The sequence below is a fragment of the Paraburkholderia sp. BL6665CI2N2 genome, from assembly GCF_004366535.1.
Lineage (GTDB): Bacteria > Pseudomonadota > Gammaproteobacteria > Burkholderiales > Burkholderiaceae > Paraburkholderia.
Genome location: NZ_SORC01000001.1, coordinates 1,268,380 through 1,293,523, shown reverse-complemented (window position 1 = coordinate 1,293,523; position 25,144 = coordinate 1,268,380). Strand labels below are relative to the sequence as shown.

Genomic DNA, 25,144 nt, shown 5'->3' with positions numbered 1-25,144 from the left:
AACTGCAAAACATGGCTTTGCTTCTAGTGAGGCTCGGCCAATTCTCTAATCTTTAGCTACCCGCGCCACGCGGTCTTACTGACAGCCGGATTCAGGGCATCGCGCGAGCGTCCCAAGCCCTATCAGTGATGTCCGTTCGCGCGCTCGACATCCGACCACAAAACAACCGAATTACGTGCATACACCTTCATCGGCACGGCGTTCATGAACAGCATCAGACGCTCGGCACCTTCCGTCTGGTCCGCGGTGGCGACATTCCCAGCCACGTTGTCGCCAGCCGGCTGCTGCCTGGTGACCCACGCGTCCCATCGCGACCCAGTCTGCCGGCTCGTCGGCTCGGCGCCACCGGTGACCAGATCGCGGTGGACGCCGATGTCGATCGGATCCGCACCACTCGGCTCCAGATGCGGCACCGGCACATAACCGGGACTGCTCGCGTTCGGGTCAACAGAGTCCGACGCGCCGACGTTCAAGCCTTTCTTCAGCAAGCCAATGTCCGCTGCGATTTCAGGTCGATTGCCCAGCGCAATGCCTTCGCGGTGAACAAACACCGAGCCCCGCATATTCGCCGACGTCTGCGAGTAGCCAGAGCCGCCGCTCGCACTCCCGCCCACAGTCGCGTAAGCACTCTGGTACTGCGCAATGCCGCCACCTGTAGTCGAGCGTTCCGAGTGCGTTCCGTATATGCCGTAACGCAGCTCATCTGCGGTGCCGGCGGAGCCCGCGAGCATGGCCTGTTCGAACCAGCCAGCGCGACTGTCATGCATCAGGCCCGCTGACAGCGACGAAGCGCGCTCCGTCTTGCCGAGCGGCAGCGAGACGCTTGCGAATACCTGGTTGCTCATTGGCCCTGCCAACCCGTTGCGCTGACGGGAGACCGATACCGTGTAATTCAGATTCGCTTCGACCACCCGTAACGCGCCGGTGTAGCCGATCTGAAACTGCGTGTCGGAGCCCGAATGGTTCCAATAATTCGCTGTCGAGCCGGCCACATAAAGCGAACCGTCACCGGCGCCGACGCGCTGGCTCAGGGTGATCTGCAACTGGTTGCGCCGGCGTCCGATGCTGTCTGCGCCGGAACCCGCCAGCACGGCGTCGCGCTGCAGCATCGCGTCGCGCAGCGTGAGGAAGCCACCGGATGAGTAGCCGTACGCTGCGACGGACAAGTTCGCATCCGTCTGCTCGATAAACTTGCTGTAGCCGATACGCAAACTTGTGCCGCGCGACCTTCGTGCATGCGATAGATCGGCCTGAGCCTCCGAAACATCGGCCGACAACGAACCGATCGGCGTACGGAGCGCCGCGCCGATCAGGCCGGACAGATAGCCGTCCGCGACGATCGCCCCGCCATAGCCCGTTATCACGCCGTTGATACCGCGCTGTACCGCACCTTGCAGCAAAGCGCTCTGATGCCTGACCTGCGTGTCACGGGTCACGCCATCGACGATGCTGAAGCGCGTCGAGGCCGGACGCACGAGCGGTACGACAGATGCATACGGCACGGTGAAACTGTGCCGACTGCCGTCCGCCTCCGTCACGGTAACGTTCAGGTTGCCGCCGTACCCGGTTGGTACAACGTCATCAATCTCAAACGGCCCTGGCGCAACTGTCGCTTCGTATAAACGGTTGCCGTTCTGCGTAACGGTGACCAGCGCATTCGACATCGCCACACCGCGCACCACAGGTGCGTAACCGGGCAGCGACTCAGACGCCGCGCTATCGATACTCTCCATCTTTACGCCACGCACGCCGATGCTGTCGAACACCGCGCCGTCCGTGAACTGGTCCCCGAGCCCGATCTGGCTCTTCAACGAGGGGATGTCATGTTGCAGGTAAGCCGCGACATTCTCGTATGACGTGCCCCGGCCCGTATTGGACTGCAACACACCCTGTTCGCGCACTCGCCAGTTGCCGATATTGACGCCGGCAGTCAAGCCAAGATAACTCTGTGTATCCGCTACTCCCTGACCGGACGTATGAAACGTATTGAACGCGTAGCCAAGCGCCGCCGACGGGCTGTCCGCGTACGGATTCACGACAGGTTCGCTCGTCGGCGCCGGCACGTCGGGCACGATTGCCGAAGCATCGACGCCATCGCTATTGCGCTGGCCGCTGAACACGCTACTCGCGCCGTCGAGTGCCTGCGCGTGCCCGGACGCCGACACGCAAGCGCCGAGCGCGCCGAACATTAGCGCATGGGTATGCCTGAACGCATGCCTATTCAGTCCCCGCGCGAGTTCGGACTGTGTTTTCCCCGCCATTTCAACCGTCAGTGTTCGTTATGCGTCTAGCGATGCGCACGTGGCTCTGTGTGACCGCGTTTCGAAGGAAAGTATCGGCGCTGGCGCTCGCGCCCGCTAGACGATTTCACTGAGAGAAGACGGGAACTTTCCCAAAAGGGCCACGGGTTTTACGTGCGGTATAAGCATTGGGCGGCGTTGATGCATCGCCGGGTGCAGACGGGCATTTGCAAATGAGGGAAAGGAGCGTAGCCGCAAGCGCGGCAGGGCCGACAGATAGGTCGCGGCCTGAAGCTTGTCCAGGCCGGGAGATCGATGTGAGATAGAGCGGGAAAGCGCGGCGCGGCCCCTACAGCGCAAGCACCGTCACCCCCACTTCCACGCGATGCGCACCGCCGCCGAGAATCATCCCGCGCAGCAAGGACACGTCACTGTAATCGCGGCCGATGGCAAGCGTCACGTGATCCATATCGGCGAGCACGTCGTTGGTCGGATCGAGATCGATCCAGCCGCTGCCGGGGCAATACACCGACACCCACGCGTGCGACGCATCCGCACCGATCAGCCGCGGCTGTCCCGGCGGCGGATCGTTGCGCAGATAACCGCTCACGTAGCGCGCCGGCAAACCCAGCGAGCGCAAGCAGCCGATCATCACCTGTGCGAAGTCCTGGCACACGCCGCTCTTCAGTTCGAAGGCGCGTTCGGCGGGCGTATCGAACATCGTCGCGGAAGGCTTGTAGGCGAAGTCTTCGTGAATGCGGTGCATCAGATCGATCGCGCCCGCGGCGATGGGCATGCCGGCTGGAAAACTCGGCAATGCATAGTCGCGCAGCGACGGCCGCGGCACGATATTCGGCGACGCGAAACAGAATTCCGCTTCGGGCCGGAACTGGCCGCCGACGCGAAAGCGCAGCGCATCGGCCACGTCGTCCCATTCGGGCGTCGCCTCGGGATCGAGATCGGTCCAGCGCGGCATGAGCGCCACCGTGGTTTCGCTGACGAGTTGCAAGCGCTCATGCGGCGCATCCAGCGCGAAATACAGCACGTCGTTGCCGAATGCGTCGATCCGGCTATTCAGATACGACGGTTCGGGTTCGATCTTTTCGCTGTGCGAGACCACACGTTGCCACGAACAGGCAATCGGCCGGATCGTCGCGAGATGCTGCGCGGTCTCCACATACGTGGAATAGCGATAAGTGGTGCGATGCGAGACGGACAGCACGGTCGGCGTGTGCTTCATGACCACACCTGCGAGGCGACCGTGCTGGCGTGACTGAAATAGCGCGCGCTGATCTCATGGCCGGCCGCGCCGACGAATCCGGCGATCTGATCGCATACCGCAATCAGATTGACGTACGCGCCGTGTTCGTCCACCTCGCACAGCGATTCCAGCGTCGGCAACACATCGGTGGGCGCCATCAATTCGGCGAACGGACGATGCCGCGTGCTGCCCGCCGCTACGGCGATCTCGTCGAGCTTTTTACGCAGCCGCTCATAGACGCCGTAGATGCCGCGCGGATTGGTCGGCTCGATGACAATCAGGTCAAGCAGGGCCGGCACTTCGAAGCGGCCGGGATAGAGCGAGCGGTACGTCAACGTGCTGTCGAACAACTGCAGCAGCAGATCGAAACCGGCTGGCGTAGACAGCTGGCCTTTGTCGGCGACCACGCGCAGGAACGCGGTCATTGCCGACACGCGTTCAATATGGCGGCCCACGAACAGCAAACGCCACGCTTCGTCGCGCGTCATGCGGTCGCCCTGTGCACCGCTGATTGCCGACAACTGCACCGACAGGTGTTCGAGCGCGTTCATCAGCGTGACGCGGTCGTAACGCTCGTAGCGTTCGCCGCGGCCGTTACCGTTAGCTTGTGAGGAAGCTGAACCGCCACCATTGCCCGGCGCCGGCATCAACATCTGCAACGCGTCGCGGAAGTCGTTGCGCGCCGCGAGAATCGTGCGCCAGTGATCGTTCGACAGACGCCCGCGCACTTCGCCATTGGATCGCGCCTGCGAAGTCAGGTTCTGGCCGATGCTCGCGGCGCCGGTGCTCTCGATCAGGTTGGCGACCAGCGCACGCTCGAAAGCTTGCGGCGAATGCGGCGCGAACATGTCGCCGGATTGCACGAGCCCGCAATGCAAGGCGAGTTCGACCAGGGTCGGAAACATCGCGTCGGCGTCGTTGCCTTCCAGCGAACCGAGGATCAGGCGCAACAGCCGCACATTGTTCTCGGCGCGCTCGCCGTAACGTCCGGCCCAGAACAGGTTTTCCGCCGCGCGGCTCGACACGGTGCGATGCTTGCGCGCGAGGTCGGCGGGCTGCATCGGTGAAGGCAGCAGTGTGAACGTCGAAGTCGGCTGGCTCGACAGCACCCATGTATCGACGCTGCTGCCGCCGTACTGCATGGACACGGTGGTCTGGCGTTCGGCCGCCATGCGGGTGAAGCCGCCCGGCATCACATGCCAGCCGCCGTTGACGTCCGCAATCGCATAGACGCGCAGCACCGACGGCCGGCGCCCCACGGTGCCATCCTCATAACGCGGTGTGCAGGAAAAGCGCTGCGCCTGCTGGATCGTGTACGTGTCGGGCATGGCTTCGATGCGTTCGCGCCACGTCGACAAGCGCTGGCGTCCCTGCTCCACACCAGGCGGCGCATCGCGGCCGGTAACGGGCCAGGTCGGCACGATGAACGCCTCGTCGAGCCGCCGGAATGCGTGCTCGCGCGCTGCCTCCTCGCCGCACCACCACGTCGCCACGCTCGGCAACATGAGGTCTTCGTCGAGCAGCACTTCGGCGATGCCGGGCAGAAAACCGTGCAACGCCGGCGATTCGACAAAGCCCGAACCCGGCACGTTCGAGACGATCACATTGCCCGCGCGCATGACCTGCAACAAGCCGGGCACGCCGATGCTCGAATCGGCGCGCAACTCGACCGGATCGCAGAACGCGTCGTCCAGACGCCGCAGCACCACGTGCACGCGTTCGAGACCGGCGAGCGTCTTCAGATAAAGCTTGTCGTCGCGCACGGTCAGATCTTTGCCTTCGACCAGCGTCACGCCGAGGTAGCGCGCCAGAAACACGTGCTCGAAATAGGTTTCGCTGAACGGCCCAGGCGTGAGCAGCGCAATATGCGGCGAGTGGTCGGCGCCGTCGCTCTCGTGACGCATCGTGGCCTGCGCCGCCTGCACGAGTGTCGCGATCAGCTGCGAATAGGTCGGCGCGAGCCGGCTCACGCGCAGGGCGCGGAACGGATCGGCGAACAGCGTCGAGACGATCAGGCGGTTTTCCAGTGCGTAGCCGAGACCCGACGGCGCCTCGGTGCGATGCGCCATCACGGTCCAGTCGCCGTTGGGCGTGCGCGCCAGGTCGACCGCGACCACTTGCAGGTACTGGCCGCCCGGCGGCGCGTAGCCCTTCACCGAGCGCAGATAGCCGGGGTGGCCGAAAACCAGAGCGGGCGGCAATTGCCCGCGCTCCAGCAAGGTTTGCGGCCCATAAATATCGGCGACGATGGCGTTGAGCAGATGCGCGCGCTGCGTCACGCCGCGCTCGATATGCGCCCACTCGTCCTCGCTGATCAGGAACGGCAGCAGGTCGAGCGCCCATGGCCGCGGCTCGCCGTTATCCGCGTAGACGTTGTAGCTGATGTCGTTGTCGCGGATCTGCTGCGCGACCGAGGCGAGATGATCGTCGAGCCGCGCGATGCCGTCTTCGCCGAGCCGCTGAAAGAATTGCCGCCACGGTTCGCGCAGCGCGCCCGAGGCGTCGCGTAACTCGTCCCAATGTCCCTCGTAGGCCGGCAGCAGGCGCAACAGGGACGAAGCGTCCGCGCGCGCCGCGGACGTCTCGAAGGGAAAAGTCGATTGAAAGGCCAAGGTCGTGTCGTTTTAAGAGTGTGCTGGTTTTAAGAGTGTGCTGGTTTCACCAGTAGCGCAGATCCAGTGTGAACGGAAACTCCAGACTGCGGTGCGGCGCATCGACCGTGAGCGGCCCCGGCGTATGACCCGACGCGAAGAAGCGCGCGCGCCGCCGGCTTTCCGCCTCATAGGCGTTCACCGGGAAGGTCTGGTAATTGCGCCCGCCCGGATGAGCGACATGATACTGGCATCCGCCCACCGAGCGGCCGGCCCATGTATCGACCAGATCGAAAGTGAGCGGCGCGTCCACGCCGATGGTCGGATGCAGCGCCGACGGCTGCGACCACGCGCGAAAGCGCACGCCGGCCACATATTCGCTGACGCGGCCGGTCGGCTGCAAGGGCACCGGCACGCCGTTGACGGTCAGCACGTGGCGATTGTCGTTCAAACCGAGCGCACGCACTTCGAGCCGCTCCACCGACGAATCCACGTAGCGCACCGTGCCACCCGGCGAGCCCTCTTCGCCCATCACGTGCCACGGTTCGAGCGCGTTGCGGATGGTCAGCGAGACACCGTTCACCGTGGTCTCGCCGACCAGCGGGAAGCGGAATTCGAAGTGCGGCGCGAACCAGCTGCTGTCGAACGCGTAGCCCGCGCGGTTCAGCTCGCCGAGCACGTCGTCGAAATCCATCTTCACGAAGGTGCCGAGCAGGAAGCGGTCGTGCAGCTCCGTGCCCCAGCGCGTGAGCCGCTGCGTGTACGGCGTGTGCCAGAAACGCGCCACCAGCGCGCGCAGCAGCAGTTGCTGCACCAGACTCATGCGCGCGTGCGGCGGCATTTCGAAGCCGCGCAGTTCGAGCAGGCCGAGACGGCCGGTCGGGCCATCGGGCGAATAGAGTTTGTCGATGCAGAACTCGGCGCGGTGCGTGTTGCCCGTCACGTCGATCAGGATGTTGCGCAGCGAGCGGTCGATCATCCATGCCGGCAGGTTCGCGCTGTCGCGGCCGCCGAGCATGTCGATCTGCCGCTGCAACTCGCGGAACGCCACTTCGAGCTCGTAGACCTGATCGTTGCGCGCTTCGTCGATACGCGGCGCCTGGCTGGTCGGCCCGATGAACAGCCCAGAAAACAGATACGACAGCGACGGATGGTTATGCCAGTACGCGATCAGGCTCGCCAGCAGATCGGGCCGGCGCAGGAACGGACTGTCGGCGGGCGTCGCGCCGCCGAGCACGAAGTGATTGCCGCCGCCGGTGCCGGTGTGCCGGCCGTCGGTCATGAACTTCTCGCTGCTCAGATAGCTTTCAGCCGCCGACTGATACAGATACTCCGTGTGATCGACCAGTTGGTCCCAGTTCGCCGCGGGATGAATGTTCACCTCGATCACGCCGGGGTCCGGCGTGACCTGCAGTATTTTCAGGCGCGCGTCGCGCGGCGGCGGATAACCTTCGAGCACCACCTGCATGCGCAACTCGGCTGCGGTCGCCTCGACGGCGGCCAGCAGATCGAGATAGTCGTCGAGTTCGGTGAGCGGCGGCATGAACACATGCAGCAATGTGCGGCCGCTGCCGAACGCTTCGGTTTCGGCCTTCGGACCGGCCGCGCGTTTCGGGTCGCGCGCTTCGACGCAAATTGCCGTGCGGATCGTTTCCTTCGACGACTGCCCGCGCTTGGGCGGCGCTTCGTCACCAGGCTGGCGCGCGTAGGCCAGCACGCCGCCACCCGGCATGCCGCTCAGCAACTCCGCAGCCGAGGACGACAACGCCGCCGCGCGCCGCGCATCGGCGGGGCTCATGTTGCGCTGCTCGCCGTCGTATTGCATGCGCAACTGCGCGGCCGACCTCAACGGCACGGGCGGCGCGAATGGGTCGTGCGCGTGCTGGTACGGATAGTCGGTCTTCGAGACCCATGGCAGCGAATCGAGCGGCAGGCGGTAACCCATCGGCGAATCGCCGGGAATCAGGAACATGCGCTCGTCGCGGAAGAACCAGCGGCCGCTCACCCATTGCGGCGGCTCGCCGGGCAGATCGCGTTCACGCGCGAGCGGCAGCACGAAACCGGTTGCGCCGCCCAGGCCCGCGTCGAATACGCGGCGCAGGCGCACGCGCTCCAGTTCGTCGTCCAGCCGCGCGTCGAGTGGATCGACGTTGACCGGCAGACGGCGCTCGCGCCACAGGTAGTACCAGACGTCCTCGAAACCGGGCTGGATGCAGTCGGTGTCGAGCGAGAGCTTGGTCGCGAGATGCGCGAGGAAGCGTTGCGCGTCGGCCGCCGTGTAGGTGCCGGGCTCGCGTTCGTCCGCGAACAGCGACGGATCGTGCCAGCAGGGCTCGCCGTCGGCGCGCCAGTACAGCGACATCGCCCAGCGCGGCAGTTGTTCGCCCGGATACCACTTGCCCTGGCCGATATGCAGGAAGCCGTTCGCGCCGTAGCGCGAGCGCAGCTTGTCCATCAAAGCGACCGCGTAGCCGCGTTTGGTCGGGCCGAGCGCGTCGGTGTTCCATTCGGCTGCGTCGCGGTCGCGCACCGAGACGAAAGTCGGCTCGCCGCCCATCGTCAGGCGCACGTCCATGTCTTGCAATTGCTGGTCGACCTGCGCGCCCATGTTCAGCACGTCGGCCCAGACCGCTTCGCTGAATGGCTTGGTGACGCGCGGCGTCTCCAGAACACGCTCGATCGACATCGTGTGTTCGAACTCGACCTCGGATTCGTCGACGGCGCCGGAGATCGGCGCCGCGCTGCCCGGCTCGGGCGTGCAGGCGACCGGGATATGCCCTTCGCCCGCCAGCAGCCCGGAGGTCGGATCGAGACCGATCCAGCCCGCGCCCGGCAGGTAGACCTCGCACCACGCGTGCAGGTCGGTGAAGTCGACTTCGGTGCCGCTGGGGCCGTCGATCGATTTCACGTCAGGCGCCAGTTGCAGCAGATAGCCGGACACGAAGCGCGCCGCCAGTCCTAATTGCCGCAAGGTCTCGACCAGCAGCCAGCCGGAGTCGCGGCACGAACCGGCCGCGCTGACGAGCGTTTCCTCGGGCGTCTGCACGCCCGGCTCCATCCGGATGAGGTAGCGGATCTCGCGCTGCAGCCGCTGATTCAGGGCGACGAGAAAATCGGCGGTGGCGGCCGGCGTGCGGTCGATACTCGCGACGAACCCGGCGAAGCGCGGCGTCATGGGCCGCTTGACGCGGTAGGGCGCGAGTTCCAGCGCGAGGCCGGGCGAATACTCGAAGGGAAACTGCTCGGCCGAGGGTTCGAGAAAGAAGTCGAACGGGTTGTAGACGGCCATTTCGGCGACCAGATCGACGGTCACCTTGAATTCGCGCGTCTTCTCGGGGAACACGAGCCGGGCCTGGTAGTTGGCGAAGGCGTCCTGCTGCCAGTTGATGAAGTGTTCGGCCGGCTCGACCCGCATCGAATACGACAGGATCGGGGTCCGGCAATGCGGCGCAGGCCTGAGACGCACGACCTGGGGCGACAGTGAAACCAGCCTGTCGTAACGGTAATGTGTGACATGATGCAACGCGACGCGTATGGACACACCGGACTCCTGGACGAAGGATGGCAGCCCGCCAAAAAGCAAGCTTCATGCCGTTTATGGAACGCCTGTCAAACAAGTGCGAAAAACCGCCTGAACTGCCTGGACTCCCCGGATCATCGCCTGCTGTGAAGTTTGCCGCGCATCGCCGACCGTCCGGTCGATCTGATCAAGCGCCGTTCCACTGCCGTTTTCAGGGCTACGCACCAAAGCGGCGCAGCGCCGATGCACGATCATGCACGTAATGTGCGTTAAACCAGTGACGTCTGGCAAATGCGGCATGAAGATTGCGAAGTGGCTTCTTCTACGACTGCCCTCCCACTCCAGGCCCCACCGATGAAAACCTTCCACTGCAACCATTGCTCGCACCTCGTCTTCTATGAAAACGTTCGCTGCGAACGTTGCGAGTCGTTGCTTGGCTATGTACCCGAAGTGGCGGAAATCAGCGCGTTCGAAGATGCCGGCGAAGGCCGCTGGCGCAGCCTGCATCCGGGCGCCCAAGGCGCGCTGTTCCGCCAGTGCCACAACTACGCCGTCGAAAACGTCTGCAACTGGATGATCCCCGCCGACTCGCCGGACTTGCTGTGCCGCGCCTGCCAGTTGACGCTCACTATCCCGAATCTGAGCGCGCCCGACAACCGGCTCTACTGGTATCGGCTGGAAATGGCCAAGCGCCGTCTGCTCTACACGCTGGCCGAACTCGGCCTCGACGTGAAGTCGCGCCAGGCCGATCCGGAGCACGGCCTCGCGTTCGAATTCCTCGAGGACGGCGGCGACGGTTCGCGCGTCATGACCGGCCATGATAACGGGCTCATCACGCTGAATATCGCCGAAGCCGACGACGCCTATCGCGAGAAAGTCCGCACCGCAATGGGCGAGCCCTATCGCACCCTGCTCGGCCACTTCCGGCACGAGACCGGGCACTACTACTTTAGCCAACTGGTGGAGAACAATCCGCGCTGGCTCGAGCCGTTCCGCAAACTGTTCGGCGACGAAAGCGTCGACTACGGTGAGGCGCTGAACGCCTACTATCGCGACGGCGCCCCGGCCGAGTGGCAGGCGTCGTTTATCAGCGCGTATGCCACGATGCATCCCTGGGAAGATTGGGCCGAGACGTGGGCGCATTACATGCTGATCGTGGACGTGCTGGATACGTCGACGTCTTACGGCGTGGCGCTCTTGCCCGACGACCCGAGCGAGCCGACTCTGACCGATCGCACGCCGGTGGAAGACGCGAGCTTCGAGAATCTGATGAAGCGCTGGTTTCCGCTCACTTATGCGCTGAACAGCCTGAATCGCAGCCTCGGCATGCCGGACGGGTATCCGTTCACGCTGGCCGCGCCGGTGGTGGAGAAGCTGCGCTTCGTGCATCGGGTGATTGAAGCGGCCGGCGATAAATCGCAGCCGCGGGAAGCGGCGACGCCGCCGGGTCAGGCGGCGGTGGTGGCAGTGCAGGAGCTGGAGGCGCAAGCTGGGGTGGCGCGTGCAGTGAAAGCGGCGGCGGGCGCGGCGCCGGGCGATGCGATTGACGCGCCGGCGGCGCAGGCAGAGCCGCCGGCGCAGCCCGCGCCTGTCGCCGCTCGGGCAGCCCCGGCCAAACGGGCTACGAGACGACGGTAACCCGTATTTCGGAAGCAAACCGCCCTGGTTGGGATCGGCTCTTAAAACCGCATCCCTGACACGTTCAGCGCGCGCAAGCACTAGTCTTCGCACGATCCCCCTCAAAAACCCTCTCTCAAAATAAGACTCTTCCTACATGCAGCCCGGTCGAATTCTTTGACAATCAGGTTCAGTTGGCGACACATGCAGTAAACGCAGATCGCCTCAGTCGGCGCGCCGTGCTTCGAATCACGCGTCGCAACCCGCCTTCGGTTGCAAACGCCCTGCCGCCCGCCTCTCTGTCATTGAACATAACGCGCATGCGGAACGCCGCAAGCCGTTCACCATCGACCCAAGCCATGAGCACCGAATTTTCCCTCGAACGTTTCGAATCCCAGATCCAGTCCCGCGACTACGACGCCGCGCACGAGGAGTTCTGCACGCTACTCAAGACGCTGTCCGGCAAGCGCGGCAGACTCGGCGCCGAACCCTTCGCCCGCACCACGCCGAACTCACCTGATGACGAAAAATCGCTGGATACCTTGCAGCGCATCGCCGACGGTTTCACAACACTGTTTTCCGCCCCCGAGTATCCGCTCGAGGCGGAGAAGATAAACGTCATGTTCTGGGGCCGGCCGTGGATCAACATGATCTTCGCCGTGTCATCGTATGGATCGACGGATCACATCGTGCGCAAGCTCCTCGAAACCGTCCAGAACGACGATGAAGCGCGCGCCACATTAACCCGCAAGCAACTCGTGCTCTATACCTCGGGCTCGCAATACGATATCGATTTTGCCGACCTCCACCAGCGCGACCCCGTGCTCGCGACGAGCCTTGGCGTTTCGATGGTCGCCGGGGCGGTGCACATCTCCCCCGCCGCGCACGAAAAGCGCGAACGTCTGCTCGAATGGTTGCCCGGCGCGCTCGACACGATCGAAGACCTCGACGACTTGCCGACCGGCGCCGTCTGCGGCGCCTACATGCACTGCAGTTATTCGACCTCGCCTGAGCGGCATGAGATCAAGCGCAGCATCAACAGGCTGGTGCGCAAGAAGCTGGACACGCTCGGCCTGCTCGGCCACGAGGCCAGCGTCTCCCGCACCAGACTCAAAGGCCGCAAGCCGGTGATGCTTGTCGTGCTCGAATGGTTCTCGGGCGGCCACTCGATCTATCGAACCCATTCGCGCACCATGCTCGCCGCGCGCCAGCATTTCGAAGTCGTCGCGTTCGGCGAGGCGCAGCACGTGGACGAAGCGGGACGCGCGATTTTCGACCGCTTCGTCGAATTCGAGCATCCGGAATATATCGGCGACTGCATCCGTCAGATCCAGGAATTCGCCACGCGCGAGAAGCCGGACGTGCTCTATATGCCGAGCGTCGGCATGTTCTCGCACACGATCTTTCTGTCGAACCTGCGCGTCGCGCCGTTGCAGATCGCGGGGCTCGGCCATCCGGCGACGATGCACGCGGCGCATATGGACTATGTGAGCGTCGAGGACGATTTCGTCGGCGACCCGGCCTGCTTCAGCGAAAAAATGCTGCGTTTGCCGAAGGACGGCCAACCGTACGTGCCGTCGAAACTGCTCACCAATGTCGTGCCGTCCGTGCCGGAGCGCGGCGAAGTGGTCAACATCGGCGTGACGGCCAGCGCGATGAAAATCAATCCGCACTTTCTCGAAACATGCAAGGCGATCGTTCACACCGCGCGCGTGCCGGTCAAATTCCATTTCATGACATGCTGGAGCGAAAGCATCGATCTCGCGTACGTCAGAAAATCGATCTACGCGACGCTGCCGGAATCGAGCGTGGACGTCTACGGCTCGCTCAGTTACCCTGAATATCTGAAGATCCTCAACACGATGGACATGTTCGTAAGCCCGTTCCCGTTCGGCAATACCAACGGCATTGTCGATTCGTTCACGATGGGCCTGCCCGGCGTCAACCTGTGCGGGCGTGAAGTGTTCGAGCATATCGATAGCGGCCTCTTCGAGCGCGCTGGTCTGCCGTCGTGGCTCACAACTCACTCGACCGACGAATACGTGCGCGCCGCCGCCCGGCTCGCCGAACAGCACGATGAGCGCGAAGCGCTGCGCCAACGCCTGATCGACGGAAAAGCGGTCGAGCGGATCTTCGAGGGACGCCCCGAGGCGTTCGGTGAAGGCGTGTTGAAGTTGCTGAACGGTCTCGGCAAACGGTAAGTCATTCGACCGCGTCAAACGCACGGGCCGTGACGGAAGATCTCCGTCGCGGCCCGTTTTCACATCCGTCGTCTGCCGCCTTGCTCAATACGCGACGTAAGGGCCCATGCCGCCGGGAGTCGGCTGCTGCTCGATGGCGGCGTACACATTGCGGCCGTAAAAGAACGGCAAGCCCCAGTCGAAGATCGAAGACGTGACGAACGCCGGTCCCGCCAGAAGCGGCAGCGCCGAATCGCCGCTATACGTCTGAGCGATCGTGGTGGCATTGCCGACGCTGAAATTCACCGCGCTCGTGGTGCCGTTCACGCCCTGGATCATCGCGCTCAATTGCTCGGTCGACACCGGGCAGTAGTACGAATTGTTCGGGCTCGCGCAGACCGGCAACGCACTGGTCTGAAAGAACAGGCCAGTCGAGCCGCTGTCCAGAATACTGCGCGAATACGTGATGCCGTTCTGCACGGTCGTGAAGGTACCATTCGACGGACTCACGCCGATTACCTGCGCGCCGCCCAGCGTATTGTTGGTCTGCGTGCCGATACCGAATATCAGTTGCCCGCTGACCGACTGCGCGCCGCCCGATACCGCCGGCAGGCTCAGCAGCGAACCGTTGTTGTCGGTGGCGAAGTACGGAACCGGATTGGCCACTTGCAACGCTTCGGCGAGCGGAATCGACGTGCATGTCGCGCCGTTGCATCCGTAGTACGTGCCGGCCAGCGCCTGCTGGACGCAGTTCGCGCCGCAATCGTGCTTGAACACGCCAATGCCGAGGATGCCGTTGGCCTGCAACGCGGCCGGCGTGTTGCGCGCCGCGCCGAAGTTCGCGCAAGCGGCGGGCAGCGTTGCGTAGTTCGGGTCGATCACCTGGATCGGCAGCGACGCGGCTTTTTCGCCGGCAATCTGCAAGTCGGCGAGTTTGACCGGGCCCCACGTGTAGCCGTCGAAAAACTGCATGCATTCGGCGACCAGATGACCCGGCGCGTCTTGCTGTTGCGGCAGCCGCATCGGAGCAGGCAACTGGGATGCGAACAGGCGCACGCCCCACGACCCGGTATCGACCAGCACGTGATCGATGGTTTGACATTGCGTCGTGCCCGGCGCGCAGATGGTGAGGCTCACGAACGGCATGTTCGGCACATCGCTCACGCCGGAGTCGACCGTCACGCGCACTGCGTTTGCAGCCAGCGTTTGCGACAGCGGCGAGGTGTTGGCCACTGACGGACCGGACGAGGTGCTGGTCGAACCGTTAGTGCCGGCCGCGCTGCCTGATCCGCTGGAGCCGCCGCCCCCGCCGCCGCAGGCACTGACGAGCAACGCGAGCAATGCCGCGCACAGCAAAGTTTTGAACGAAGACGTAAGACGCATGGCCCGCTCCGTTATTGAATGACGCCGACATCGACGCCCGCCGGCACCGCTTGCGGCAGGTACGCATGGCCGGAGAACGCGCGCAGATGCCCACCGGAATACACGACCAGGTCGCTGCTGGAAACCGCGAGCGGCGTACCGTGGCGCGTCGTGGCGGCGACGACGTACGCGTCGAAGAAAGTCCCGAGCATGGATTTCAGATCCGGCAGCGTCGGCCCTTCCCACGCGACGCCGAACACGACGCCGTTGCGCGCGACGTACTCGCGCACCAGCGTGCCGGACGGCAGCGTCATCAGGTGTACCGAGTACGCGCTTTGCGTAGTGGCTGTGTGTGCCACCGCGCGCAAGCGGGATTGATCGCCGTCGACGGTGCTGACGTTCTGGCCCAGCGTCGCATGCGCGCCAAACGACAGCACACAGCCTGCCCCGAGCATTGCGCGAGCAATGCGGGAATAGAGCATCGGTTTCAAGTGAGTTCCTTCGAGGTGAAACGCTCGTGACTTGCTATCGAGCCGATCACGAGCGGGAAACTAGGGGCGCACGCTTCGCCGGTGGTGCCGTGCTGCATTCACACTGGTTGGGCTGCGTGAATGCGTCTACGGAGTGGCGGCGCGAAACTTTAGGCGTGGCAGCGACGCGCGCCAATCGTTTGCGCAGAGATTTAAACCTTTGCTCCGCGCGGCGTCGTTTGGGCCGGTTTGATATTTCAGGACCAGATCACGAAGGGGCGGCGCTTGAGCGCGCATTTTTGCGTCGCGGCTCGTTTAAAGCGAACAATGAAACGCGCGGCCGAAGGTCGACGCAGAAAAAAATTGATGCGCGCAACGTTGTGCGGCGAATGTAAGCGGACACTGAAAAGATCCAACAAAATGCCGCTTTTTGTCCGACAATACAAGGCCTTAAAAGGGTTTTTGTAGGACCAGATAATCGATGCGTCGGCCATGATTTTCAGAACAAAAAAATGCCGCGGATAACTCGAAGGTCATCTGCGGCATCGGTGATTCGAACGTGACGCGTCAGCGTTCAACGCATCAGCGTTCGTTACTTTTTCTGCTGCTGCAAAAGCGATTTAAGCTCCTGCACGTTTTCTTCTACGCGTTTTGCGATCACCGCGTACGACTCGGCTTGTGTCTGATACGCGGCTTGCGCCAGTTGCTGCATATCGGCAAGCGACTTGTGCAGACTTTGCTGGATCAACTCGGCAGCTTTGCCCGAAGGCGCGGCGCCGCCGGCTGACAACTGCCCCGTCAGCGACTGCAATTCGCCCAAGGTCGAGCGCAACATGTCGGCCTGTTTCTGCGCAAGCGACTGCATCCCCTGGAAAGCAGTCTGATTCGCCTGAACCAGTGCTTCCACGTCCTTGCGTCGCGCTTCCATGATGGCGGGTACGTCAAAGCCGGGGAGCTTGAACTGCTCCAGCATTTTGGTGAAATCGCCAAACGGATTGGCGGCGTCAGGTCGGTCCATGCGAAATCCTCCTTAACGGTTGAATACTCGCCGGCAGTGCATCGCCGCGTTATGTCTGCGTGACGCATGCACTGGCGGCGCGGCGTGTGCCGTGCGCCCGTGGGAACGGACGGGTTCTGGGGTCGGACGGCACATCGTCCAATCATGCGCCATCCGGAAACAATGCGCCAGCGGGCACACCCTGGCTCACGCGGCGCCGTCGACAGACCCGGCCGGCCACCGTCCGCGCAACATGGAAGGCACGGTAAGTTACAAGGCGGTTTCAGTAACCCTACGAATTGGCATGTCGATTATCGTTGCTCATGTGCTGGCGCACCGTAGCGCCGGCCTTGTCTTGATGGGAGCAAGTTCATGAAAAAATCAATCTTGAGCGCGGCGCTGAGCGCCGTTCTGACTCTGGCCGCGAGTGCCGCGTTTGCCCAGGAAGCGCCACCGCCCGCGGCCCCTCGGTCGCACGGCGAGCCGCAGCACGGCGACGGGCCGCCGCCGCCTGGCCGGATGGGTCCGATGGGCCCCGGCTTCGCCGTGATCAACGACCTGGAACAGTTGCGCCGCCTTTACGCCATGAGCGGACATGAAGGTGAAATCATCGCCGTGTATCACGACGTGTTGAACAAAACGCAAGATCCGATGCTGCGTCATTACGTGTACGACTCGCTGGCTCGCGAGCAGTTGAAGCCCGCGAATCCCGACCAGGCAATCGCGACGCTGCGCACCAGTCTGTCGGAGGACCTCGCCGCTGCGAACAAGGCGGCGCACGGCGCGCCAAGCGGGATGCCGCCGCCGGCTCAGGCGCAATAATTCGTGCGACGGCGTCGTGGCGCAAGTCGCACTGTGACGCCGCGCATGAACGAAGTGATCGGTCCATGGCGCGCTTCGCCGTTGCGCCGCTCCCTAGCTGGATGATCGCTCGACACGCAAGCCAGTGCGTGTCAGGCGCGGCCATTTTTTCGCCAGACGATTGGAAGCGCTCCCGCCTGGACCTGGTCTAACCAGCCTGGACCTGGTCTAACCATTCAGCATCCTGCGTTAGCTTTCCCACATTGCCGCTTCACTGACCACTTCTCATCGTCCGTCAGGTGATTAGGATATGAGCACCGCAACACTCGTGCTCTGGTGAAGAATGCGCTACCCGCTGAACATGGCCGTTGCCGCCGTTCTACTGGTTTTTGTCCTTGGTTGCATCATCAAGCTTGCCTTGAGCTGATGGCCGAGTAAGCACGGCGCCACACTCGCCGTTGGGCAACCCCACGCCACTTGCTGGCGCGGCCGATCCTCATCCGCACATCCTCCCTTTCCCGCCACGTCCGCTGACTTCGCTGACTTTCACGACACGCGAAAGCCTCACGCGACACCGCTTCGCGCCATGACATAGGACGAAATAATTGTTGAATGGAGTTCGCGAAGTCACGCGCCCATACTTCGTTTCGCTGCCGGTGCGTAAGAAACAAAACGCATGAGATCAAGGGTGCTTCACGTGCGAGACGTTCGCCGATGATCAACGATCCTACGGTTGCCCGATCATCGAGAGAACGTTCGAACATTCCGGCACCGCGTGCCGACGACAGGATCAACAATGTTGCCTACTTCAATGAAATTCCTCAGAAAAAATGCCGCCCGTCTGGCCTGCGTGGCGATGGTCTGCTGTAGCGCACTGCTGACCGGTTGCGCCGGCGGCAGCATCAAGGATGCAAGCGCGGCGAGCACGCCGGTCCAGGTGCGGCCGGACAACATCTATGTCTACACCTTCGACGCCAATCCGGACCAGGTCAAACTGGACGGCGGCATGATGCAGAAACTGAAGACGCAGCTCGAAGGTTCGTCCGCCGCGCAAAAGCAGGCCGCCGATGCCGCCGAAGTCCGCGAGCAGGTCGCCGACGAAATCGTGCATCAATTGCAGTCGATGGGTCTGCGTGCGATCCGCTCGGACATCCCAGCGCCCGCCGATCAGAATGTGCTGCTCGTGCAAGGCAGCTTCGATACGATCGACTCGGGCAATCGCCGTCGCCGCCTGTTGATCGGCCTCGGTGCGGGCAAGAGCCAGGTAAGCAGTTCCGTGCAGATTCTGTATAAGCCCGCCGGCGGCGCGCCGCGTCTGGTGCAAACCTTCACCGCCAACGCCGACAGCGGTAAGGCGCCGGGCATGGTCGAGACTGCCGGCGTGGGCGCGGCCGCCGGCAGTATCGCGACCTCGGCGGCAGTCGGTGGCGGTCTGCATGCCGTATCCGAAAAGAAACGCGCCGGCGTGTCGGCGGACGCAAAGCGCCTCGCCGATGCGGTGGCCAAGCAGATTGGCGAGATCGGCGTAAGCGGTGGCTGGCTCTCGACGGAACACGTCAAAGGCTGATAACCCGTTGCCGGTTGGTTGAATCGCCAGCGGTCATGAACAACGCGCGGCAGAGTCGGAATTCGATCCGACTCTGCCGTTTGCTTTCAGGTCTTCGTATAACGCAGCCACACCGCACCGTGTTCCTTCTGCTCAACGGACGTGAGCTTCAGATACGCGGGCGCTCGCCACTTCTCCATTGCCACTTCGAACGAGGAAGGATGTTCGCTGCGGCCATCCACTAACGGCAAAATCAGCACGCTCACTTCGTCGACGAGACCCGCGTTCACGAACGCGCCGCTCACGTGCGAACCGCCCTCCACGATCAGCTTCTTCACGCCGAGTTCACGCGCCAGCGTTTGCACGACCTTGCCGAGATCGAGTTCGGTCTTGCCGCCGAATATGTACGACACGCCGATCGATTGCAGGTAAGCGAGGTAGTCGTCGGCAACCTGTTCGGTCAGCACTTCGACCACGTGCGACTTGAGCGCGCTGTTGCTCTTCCACGCCACGCGGCCCTGCGGATCGATTGAAATCGCGTACTGATCCGCTTTGCGTTCGGCGAAGTGATCGGTGCGCGGCACGGCGCCCTTGGCGAGCCCTTCCGGATAATCCGTGCCGTGCGCAATTTCTTGCATGGTGACGCGTCCACAGATCCAGTCGTCGGCTTCGAAAGTGGCTGCGGTGCTTTCGTACAGGTCCGAGACGTAGTCGAGATGCCAGCCGTCCGTCAGGCTGCGGCCGTCGAGCGAGGACATCATGTGAGCGACGATATAAGGGTTCATGCGTCAAGCCTCCGTGTCAGGTCAATGAAGAAACCTTGCAGCAAGGGCTGTTCCGCAACCGCGTTGATTCCGTTTGAGCAGGGTGCGTGACCTCGGTCGCGCGGCAAGCGGGCGATCCATCCGTGACCTTGCTAGGCAAGCCGCGGCGAATGCGCGGCGCGATGGGGCGCCGTTGGGCCAGCAGCGAGCGCAAGCGGCAAGCAGCTCAATATAGGCCGCCGTGATGCGGCGCCGGTCGCGCATCGGCCATGGCACGCAGCGACTCCAGTCCGCGTTTGATCCAGCTTTTCACCGTGCCGACCGGAGCATCGAGCGTATGCGCGATCTCCGATTGCGACTGACCCCGGAAATAGGCAAGCGCGATCGCCTGACGCTGAACCGGCGCCAACTGGCCGAGATAGGAGGACAGACGCTCGGCATCCAGCGCGAACTCCTGCCAGACGTTCACGTCGGCGTCGCTCGCGGCAATGCGTTCGTCCAGCTCGTCAACATATACGCCGGAGTACGGATTGCGCCGCAAATAATCGAGCGCCTGATTCTTCACGATGGTCGACATCCACGTGGACGGCGAAGCCTTGCCCGGGTCGTACGAACCGGCGAAGCGCCAGATCTTGACGAAGCCTTCCTGCACCACTTCTTCGGCCGATTCGCTGGTGCGGGTGACGCGCACCGCAAGGCCGAACAGCGACGGCGCCGACGCCCGGTACAGCTCCTCGAACGCGCCGGCCTCGTGCCTCGCAACACGCTCGAGGAGCGCCGCGAGATACGCGCTCTTCTGATCCAGTGCGGACGCGCTGATGGTCGCGTCGGTCGAAGCATCATGTGACATTGCACATCCTCCGGGACGGTGCGCACGCCTTATTCCTGACCGGCCTGCGGCGACTGCGACCCGGCAAACCAGCCCTCTTCCCGCGCGACACGCTCAAGCGCCGCCTCGACCATCGCGCAAGCCCGGTTGCTGACGTCGCCCAGATAGCGGTGCAGCGCGGCGTCCTGCGCCGAGCGCGACGTGCATGCGTCGCTGTAGCGCTCGAACGCTGACAGCTTCATGACCAGTTCCGCGAGGTGACGCGGACATTCGCACGCGATCGTCGAAGAACGGCTGGCAATCACTTCCAGCTCGCGGTCGTCGTAGCGACGGCGCACGCGCGACCACACGGCGTCGTCGCCGATGCGTTCCTGCATGCGGACGCGTTCGCACAGGTCGCCGAGCATCTGACGGAATTCCGTGCGGCTGTCGGGCTCGCGATAAAGACGCACGCCCGCCACGCGCAGAATCTCCGCCGCCGGACCCGTGCCGAAGCTGTAGACGACCGCGATCGCTTTCGCGCGAACCGCGTCGCCGAGCGCGACGACCTGCGACGCGACGTCCTCTTGCAGGGAGTCGACGCTGACCAGCAAGGCGTCGATCGGCGCGCCGCGCTCGGCGCTCGTGTCGCCACCGGCCGCGGCGATGGAGAGATCGGCAAACGTGAGCAGTTCGTTCACGCCATACGGTCGCAAATCGACGCCCGACGCCCGAAAACGCTGCGCAAGGCTGCCGCCCACGAGGGCGAGCCTGAGATCGACGGACTCGACCAGCGGCAGGTCGGTTGCGCCGCCGCTCTCGCGTCCGCTGCGCGCCGCCAGAAACTGCAATTGCTCGCGATCGAGCCGCGCGATCGCGCCGATCGCGTGGCCGCGGCTCACCAGCAGTTTGATCAGGCTGAGTCGCCTGACGTCGTCTTCCGTGTACAAACGCTGGCCTGACGCGGTTTTGGCAGGCCCGACCACGCCGTAACGGCGTTCCCAGATCCGCAAGGTCGTAACCGGCATTTTGGCCAGACGCGCTGCTTCGCCGCTTCTGTAGCCCTGTTGGGCCGGTTGCTGCTCGTCACATGAAGTCATCATGAAACCCTAAATGAGCCTATGTTCGTTTCAAGCATAGTTCATTTCAGGTACTTCGAAACGATTATCGACTCACTATCCGACGCTGAAACGGTATTTTTGATGCACCATGATTTTTAACGGCTACACCGCACGCTAGCCTGGAGGCAGAATGAAATGTGCCGCCTGACCCGCCGCATAAAGCGGCGGAGCAAGCGGCACAATTTTCGCAACAGACTCGATGCGCCAACTCAGTCGCTTAGGCGACCTTATAGCGCTCCAGCCAATGAGCATAAGGCGCCGGCAACGTCCACGACGGACGCTCGATGCCGAGCTTTTTCGCCGCATGATACGGCCAGTGCGGATCGGCCAGATGCGCGCGGCCGACCATCACCAGATCCAGTTGACCGTCCTTCACCGAACGGTCCGCCAGTTCCGGCGTGTCGATACCCCACGCCGACGAAACCGGAATCCCGGCCTCGCGGCGCACCCGCTCGGCGATCGGCGCGAGAAACGCCGGCGCCCACGGAATCGCCGCCGTCGGCGTGGAAAAGCCGACGCTGACGCTCAGCATATCCAGTCCTTCGCGCTTGAAATTCTTCGCCAGTTCGATCGATTCGACAAGGGTTTCCTCGTCGCGGCCGTCGTACTCGATCACGCCGAAACGCGCCGTCAACGGCAGATGCTCCGGCCACACCTTGCGCACCGCCGCCAGCGTTTCGAGCAGGAAGCGGCTGCGGTTCTCCAGGCTGCCGCCGTAGGCGTCGTCGCGCTGGTTGGAATGCATCGAGAAGAAGCTCTGGCCGAGATAGCCGTGCGCGAAATGCAGTTCAAGCCATTCGAAGCCCGCGTCACGCGCACGCTTCGCGGCCGCGACGAAGTCTTCGCGAACGCGCGCGATATCGTCGAGCGTCATGGCTTTCGGCACCTTCGGCAGACCGCCGCCGAATGCGATTGCCGACGGCGCGATGGTTTGCCAGCCGCGGCTGTCGTCGTCGGCGATATGGTCGTCGCCTTCCCACGGACGGTTGGCGCTGGCTTTGCGCCCCGCGTGGCCGATCTGGATGCCGGGCACCGAGCCGGCCGCCTTGATCGAGGCCACCACCGGCGCAAAAGCCCGCGCCTGCTCGTCGGTCCAGATACCGGCGCAGCCCGGCGTGATACGGCCTTCAGGCGACACCGCCGTCGCCTCGACAATCACCAAACCCGCGCCGCCGCGCGCCAGACCGGCCAGGTGGATGCGGTGCCAATCGTTGATCAGGCCGTCTTCGGCGGTGTACTGGCACATCGGCGGAATGGCGATCCGGTTGCGCAGGGAAACGTCTTTGAGCTTGTAGGGCTGGAACAATGCGGACATCAGGCTAAACTCCTCTGGACTTGCTTGTACGGTAGTTCGATAAACATCGAATAACGAAGTATCGCAGAAACCTTTATCATTTGCAGCATGCGCACTTATAACCACCCCGCCGCCGAGGATTTCGCGCTCGGGCGGCTCTTTCATGCACTCAGCGACCCGGTCCGCCTCGAGATCGTGCGGCGCCTCGCGTCGGTCGACGAGGCCACCTGCGGCGAACTCGACGGCGGCCGCCCGAAGTCGAGCGTGTCCCATCACTTCCGGATCCTGCGTGAAGCGGGTCTCGTGCGCACGCGCGTGGCCGGCACCGTGCATCAGAATTCGCTGCGGCGCGCGGAACTGGACGCCCGGTTTCCGGGCTTGATGGAGGCGATTCTCAAGCAGATCGTCGCGGAACCGGTGGAGAGCGAACCGGCTTGACGTCACGGCGCGGCGTCGCGCGCGCGACGATCCGCCGCTTCTACTCCCGCCAAAGCTTGCGCATCAGCGCGAGCAACGCCGTCGGGGCCGTGCCTTTTTGACAATAGCCGTCGAAATTGTGACGTGCCTTGCCGGTTTCCTTCACGTGATCCTCATCGAGCGACGTGAACGCGACAATGCCCAGACTCTGCGTCGGCAGATAGCTGCGTAGCGCGCTCGCGGTTTCATAGCCGTCGCGCTCCGGCATCATGATGTCAAGCACCACCACGTCGGGCACCCAGTCCCGCACGCAGCGCAGCGCCTGCTCGCAGCCGTCGGCGGCGCGTGCTTCGACGCCTTCGTAGGAGAGATAGGTGGCGAGCGCTTCGGCGGCGCCGACGTTGTCGTCGACAACAAGTACGCGCGGCAATTCGTGCAATACCCGGATCTCACGGGCGCTCCATCTTTGGCAAGTAGCGGGGGTTCGGGACATAGGCGTGACCGCTTGCGATAGAAACATCAGCGGACAGCAAACGGCATACCAACGGCCGGGGAAGCAGCGTCACGAAATCGGGGACGTTGCCTCGACCGTCTCCCGCGCCGTTTCTTCACGTGCTGCGCACGCATGCCTGAGCGACGCCCCGAAGCCCAGCCATAACACCAGCGAACCGGTCGACACCGCGCCGAGCGCGATAAACGCGGCGGGATAGCCGAAACGGTGCGCGAGAATTCCGCCCAACGCCGGGCTCAAGGCCGCGCCGGCGCCCTGCACCGTCATCACGACGCCCTGGCCGACGTTCACGCGCCCGCTGCCTTCCAGCAGACGCACCACCAGTGCCGGCACCGCGACGCTCTGCAGACCCGCGCCGATGCCGTCGAGCGCTTGCACCGGCCACACGCCCCACGCGTGAATCACCGACGCGGCGATCAGCCCACGCAGCGGCAGCGCGAGGAAAGTCAGCAGGATCACCCACCAGTAGCCGCGCCAGCGAATCAGCCGGTTCGCCAGCACGGCGGCCGCGACCATCACGAGTTGCGCGATGACGATGGTCTGCGCGGTGAACGCGCTCGGCTCGCCTTGATGCGCGGCGACGATCGCGAGCCCGTAGAGCGGCAGCATCGCCGCGTTGCCCAGGTGGAACAAGCCTAGCGCGGCGGCGAGCAGGAGCAACGGGCGCGATTGCAACAACACTCGCAAGCCGCTCGCCGGCGGTTCGCCAGTGGCGGCCGATGCGCCAGCACTCGCGTCAGCACCGGCGCCTCGCGCGGCCTCGTGATCGATGGCGTCGCCCGGAATCGACGCCACGGCGACGATCGACAGCAAGCCGAACAGCGCGCTCAGGACGAACACCGCGCCGAATCCGTAGCGCCAGCCCAGCCAGCCGGACAGCGCCGCCGCCACGACGTTGCCGCCATGATTGGCCACCTGATTGCGGCCGAACTGCCGGTCAAAACCTTGCTGCCTGACCATGCCAAGCGTCATGCCCGCCAAGGCGGGGCCGATCGCGGCGCCGGTGATCGCGGTCGCCACCTGCGACGCCGCCACCATCCAGTAACCGTGCGAGATCCACAGCAGGCCGGACGCCAGCATCGTCATCAAGCCGGCGATCACGATCAGAGTGCGCTTATGCCGTGTCGCGTCGACGAGCGCCCCGGCCGGCGACGTCGCCAGCATGCCCGCGATGCCGCCGATCGTCATGACCGTGCCGATCTGATCGGCGCCCCAGCCGCGCGCCTGCAGGAACACGCCGAGAAACGGTCCGATGCCCGCTTGCACATCGGCCACGAAGAAGTTCAGCGCCTCGAGCGCGCGCCGGGGTGTCACGATGCGCTCTGCGCGGCCGACCGCCGGCGTTCGTCGCGCGGCGAATGGTTGGGGTGTATCGGCTTCAACATGCGGACGACCTCACTGGCAAAGCGTGCCGGGATGGCGGCCAGCCAGATGCAACTCGTATGCCATCGGCGCGCGAACGCCGCGCGTGCGTGCCGGCGCTTCACGACGCCGCGCAGCGCTGTCCGGTTCGTGGACAGCGACTGTCCAACGGCGCAACCGCGAGCCCGCGTCCGGCTGGCCCGCAATCCGGCCGGACGTCTGTTGTCGGCGCGAGCACCACGGGCCGGAATTTTGCTACTGTCTAGCTCCTGTCCTTCTCCG

18 protein-coding genes are annotated in these 25,144 nt (G+C 64.0%); 5 read left to right on the top strand and 13 right to left on the bottom strand.

All coding sequences use genetic code 11. The features are described 5' to 3' along the window. Positions 1-122: 122 nt before the first annotated feature. From B0G81_RS05790 to B0G81_RS05775, 4 genes are all read right to left on the bottom strand, one after another. Positions 123-2,261: a fimbria/pilus outer membrane usher protein gene (locus B0G81_RS05790; protein ID WP_134133845.1), complete on the bottom strand. Its 2,139-nt coding sequence runs from the start codon at positions 2,259-2,261 to the stop codon at positions 123-125. A 328-nt stretch (positions 2,262-2,589) separates the two neighbouring features. After that, positions 2,590-3,480, bottom strand: a complete 891-nt coding sequence (locus B0G81_RS05785) for a transglutaminase family protein (protein WP_106277035.1) — start codon at positions 3,478-3,480, stop codon at positions 2,590-2,592. Then, positions 3,477-6,113 carry a circularly permuted type 2 ATP-grasp protein gene (locus B0G81_RS05780; RefSeq protein WP_134133844.1) on the bottom strand — a complete coding sequence of 879 codons (2,637 nt, stop codon included), beginning with the start codon at positions 6,111-6,113 and terminating at the stop codon, positions 3,477-3,479. Before B0G81_RS05780 ends, B0G81_RS05785 begins: the two co-directional genes overlap by 4 nt. A 46-nt stretch (positions 6,114-6,159) precedes the next feature. Next, entirely contained in the window at positions 6,160-9,633 is a 3,474-nt protein-coding gene (locus B0G81_RS05775) for a transglutaminase family protein (protein WP_134133843.1), read from the bottom strand. A gap of 333 nt (positions 9,634-9,966) precedes the next feature. On the opposite strand from B0G81_RS05775, the gene B0G81_RS05770 reads away from it, so the two are divergent. After that, on the top strand, positions 9,967-11,250 hold the full coding sequence (locus B0G81_RS05770) for a putative zinc-binding metallopeptidase (protein ID WP_134133842.1): 1,284 nt from the start codon (positions 9,967-9,969) through the stop codon (positions 11,248-11,250). 338 nt (positions 11,251-11,588) lie between these two features. Then, positions 11,589-13,430, top strand: a complete 1,842-nt coding sequence (locus B0G81_RS05765) for an adhesin (protein ID WP_134133841.1) — start codon at positions 11,589-11,591, stop codon at positions 13,428-13,430. 84 nt (positions 13,431-13,514) lie between these two features. Here the strand turns inward: B0G81_RS05765 and B0G81_RS05760 are convergent, their stop codons facing one another. The 3 genes from B0G81_RS05760 to B0G81_RS05750 form a co-directional block, all read right to left on the bottom strand. Then, the gene (locus B0G81_RS05760; protein WP_134133840.1) at positions 13,515-14,792 is read right to left on the bottom strand and encodes a DUF3443 domain-containing protein; all 1,278 of its coding nucleotides are present in this window, start codon (positions 14,790-14,792) and stop codon (positions 13,515-13,517) included. A gap of 11 nt (positions 14,793-14,803) precedes the next feature. Further along, on the bottom strand, positions 14,804-15,253 hold the full coding sequence (locus B0G81_RS05755; protein WP_134143005.1) for a DUF2844 domain-containing protein: 450 nt from the start codon (positions 15,251-15,253) through the stop codon (positions 14,804-14,806). A gap of 580 nt (positions 15,254-15,833) precedes the next feature. Beyond that, a complete protein-coding gene (locus B0G81_RS05750) occupies positions 15,834-16,259 on the bottom strand; it encodes a phasin family protein (RefSeq protein WP_106277025.1) in 426 nt (141 codons plus the stop codon). Positions 16,260-16,610: 351 nt separating this feature from the next. On the opposite strand from B0G81_RS05750, the gene B0G81_RS05745 reads away from it, so the two are divergent. Further along, positions 16,611-17,060: a hypothetical protein gene (locus B0G81_RS05745; RefSeq protein WP_134133839.1), complete on the top strand. Its 450-nt coding sequence runs from the start codon at positions 16,611-16,613 to the stop codon at positions 17,058-17,060. 778 nt (positions 17,061-17,838) lie between these two features. After that, positions 17,839-18,606 carry a DUF4410 domain-containing protein gene (locus tag B0G81_RS05740; RefSeq protein WP_116123939.1) on the top strand — a complete coding sequence of 256 codons (768 nt, stop codon included), beginning with the start codon at positions 17,839-17,841 and terminating at the stop codon, positions 18,604-18,606. A gap of 86 nt (positions 18,607-18,692) precedes the next feature. Here the strand turns inward: B0G81_RS05740 and B0G81_RS05735 are convergent, their stop codons facing one another. The 4 genes from B0G81_RS05735 to B0G81_RS05720 form a co-directional block, all read right to left on the bottom strand. Then, complete coding sequence (locus B0G81_RS05735) at positions 18,693-19,370, bottom strand: dihydrofolate reductase family protein (protein WP_134133838.1); 678 nt, start codon at positions 19,368-19,370, stop codon at positions 18,693-18,695. 205 nt (positions 19,371-19,575) lie between these two features. Then, positions 19,576-20,199, bottom strand: coding sequence for a sigma-70 family RNA polymerase sigma factor (locus B0G81_RS05730; RefSeq protein WP_134133837.1), 624 nt, complete (start codon positions 20,197-20,199; stop codon positions 19,576-19,578). A 29-nt stretch (positions 20,200-20,228) separates the two neighbouring features. Then, complete coding sequence (locus tag B0G81_RS05725) at positions 20,229-21,260, bottom strand: MerR family transcriptional regulator (protein WP_134133836.1); 1,032 nt, start codon at positions 21,258-21,260, stop codon at positions 20,229-20,231. A 235-nt stretch (positions 21,261-21,495) separates the two neighbouring features. Then, complete coding sequence (locus tag B0G81_RS05720; protein ID WP_134133835.1) at positions 21,496-22,593, bottom strand: NADH:flavin oxidoreductase/NADH oxidase; 1,098 nt, start codon at positions 22,591-22,593, stop codon at positions 21,496-21,498. Positions 22,594-22,680: 87 nt separating this feature from the next. On the opposite strand from B0G81_RS05720, the gene B0G81_RS05715 reads away from it, so the two are divergent. Continuing rightward, positions 22,681-23,010 (top strand): helix-turn-helix domain-containing protein, encoded by a 330-nt coding sequence (locus B0G81_RS05715; protein ID WP_116123250.1) that lies wholly within the window; start codon positions 22,681-22,683, stop codon positions 23,008-23,010. A gap of 40 nt (positions 23,011-23,050) precedes the next feature. On the opposite strand, the gene B0G81_RS05710 is transcribed toward B0G81_RS05715, so the two are convergent. Further along, positions 23,051-23,482 (bottom strand): response regulator, encoded by a 432-nt coding sequence (locus B0G81_RS05710; RefSeq protein ID WP_181196471.1) that lies wholly within the window; start codon positions 23,480-23,482, stop codon positions 23,051-23,053. A 69-nt stretch (positions 23,483-23,551) separates the two neighbouring features. After that, the gene (locus B0G81_RS05705; RefSeq protein WP_134133834.1) at positions 23,552-24,814 is read right to left on the bottom strand and encodes an MFS transporter; all 1,263 of its coding nucleotides are present in this window, start codon (positions 24,812-24,814) and stop codon (positions 23,552-23,554) included. Positions 24,815-25,144 lie beyond the last annotated feature (330 nt).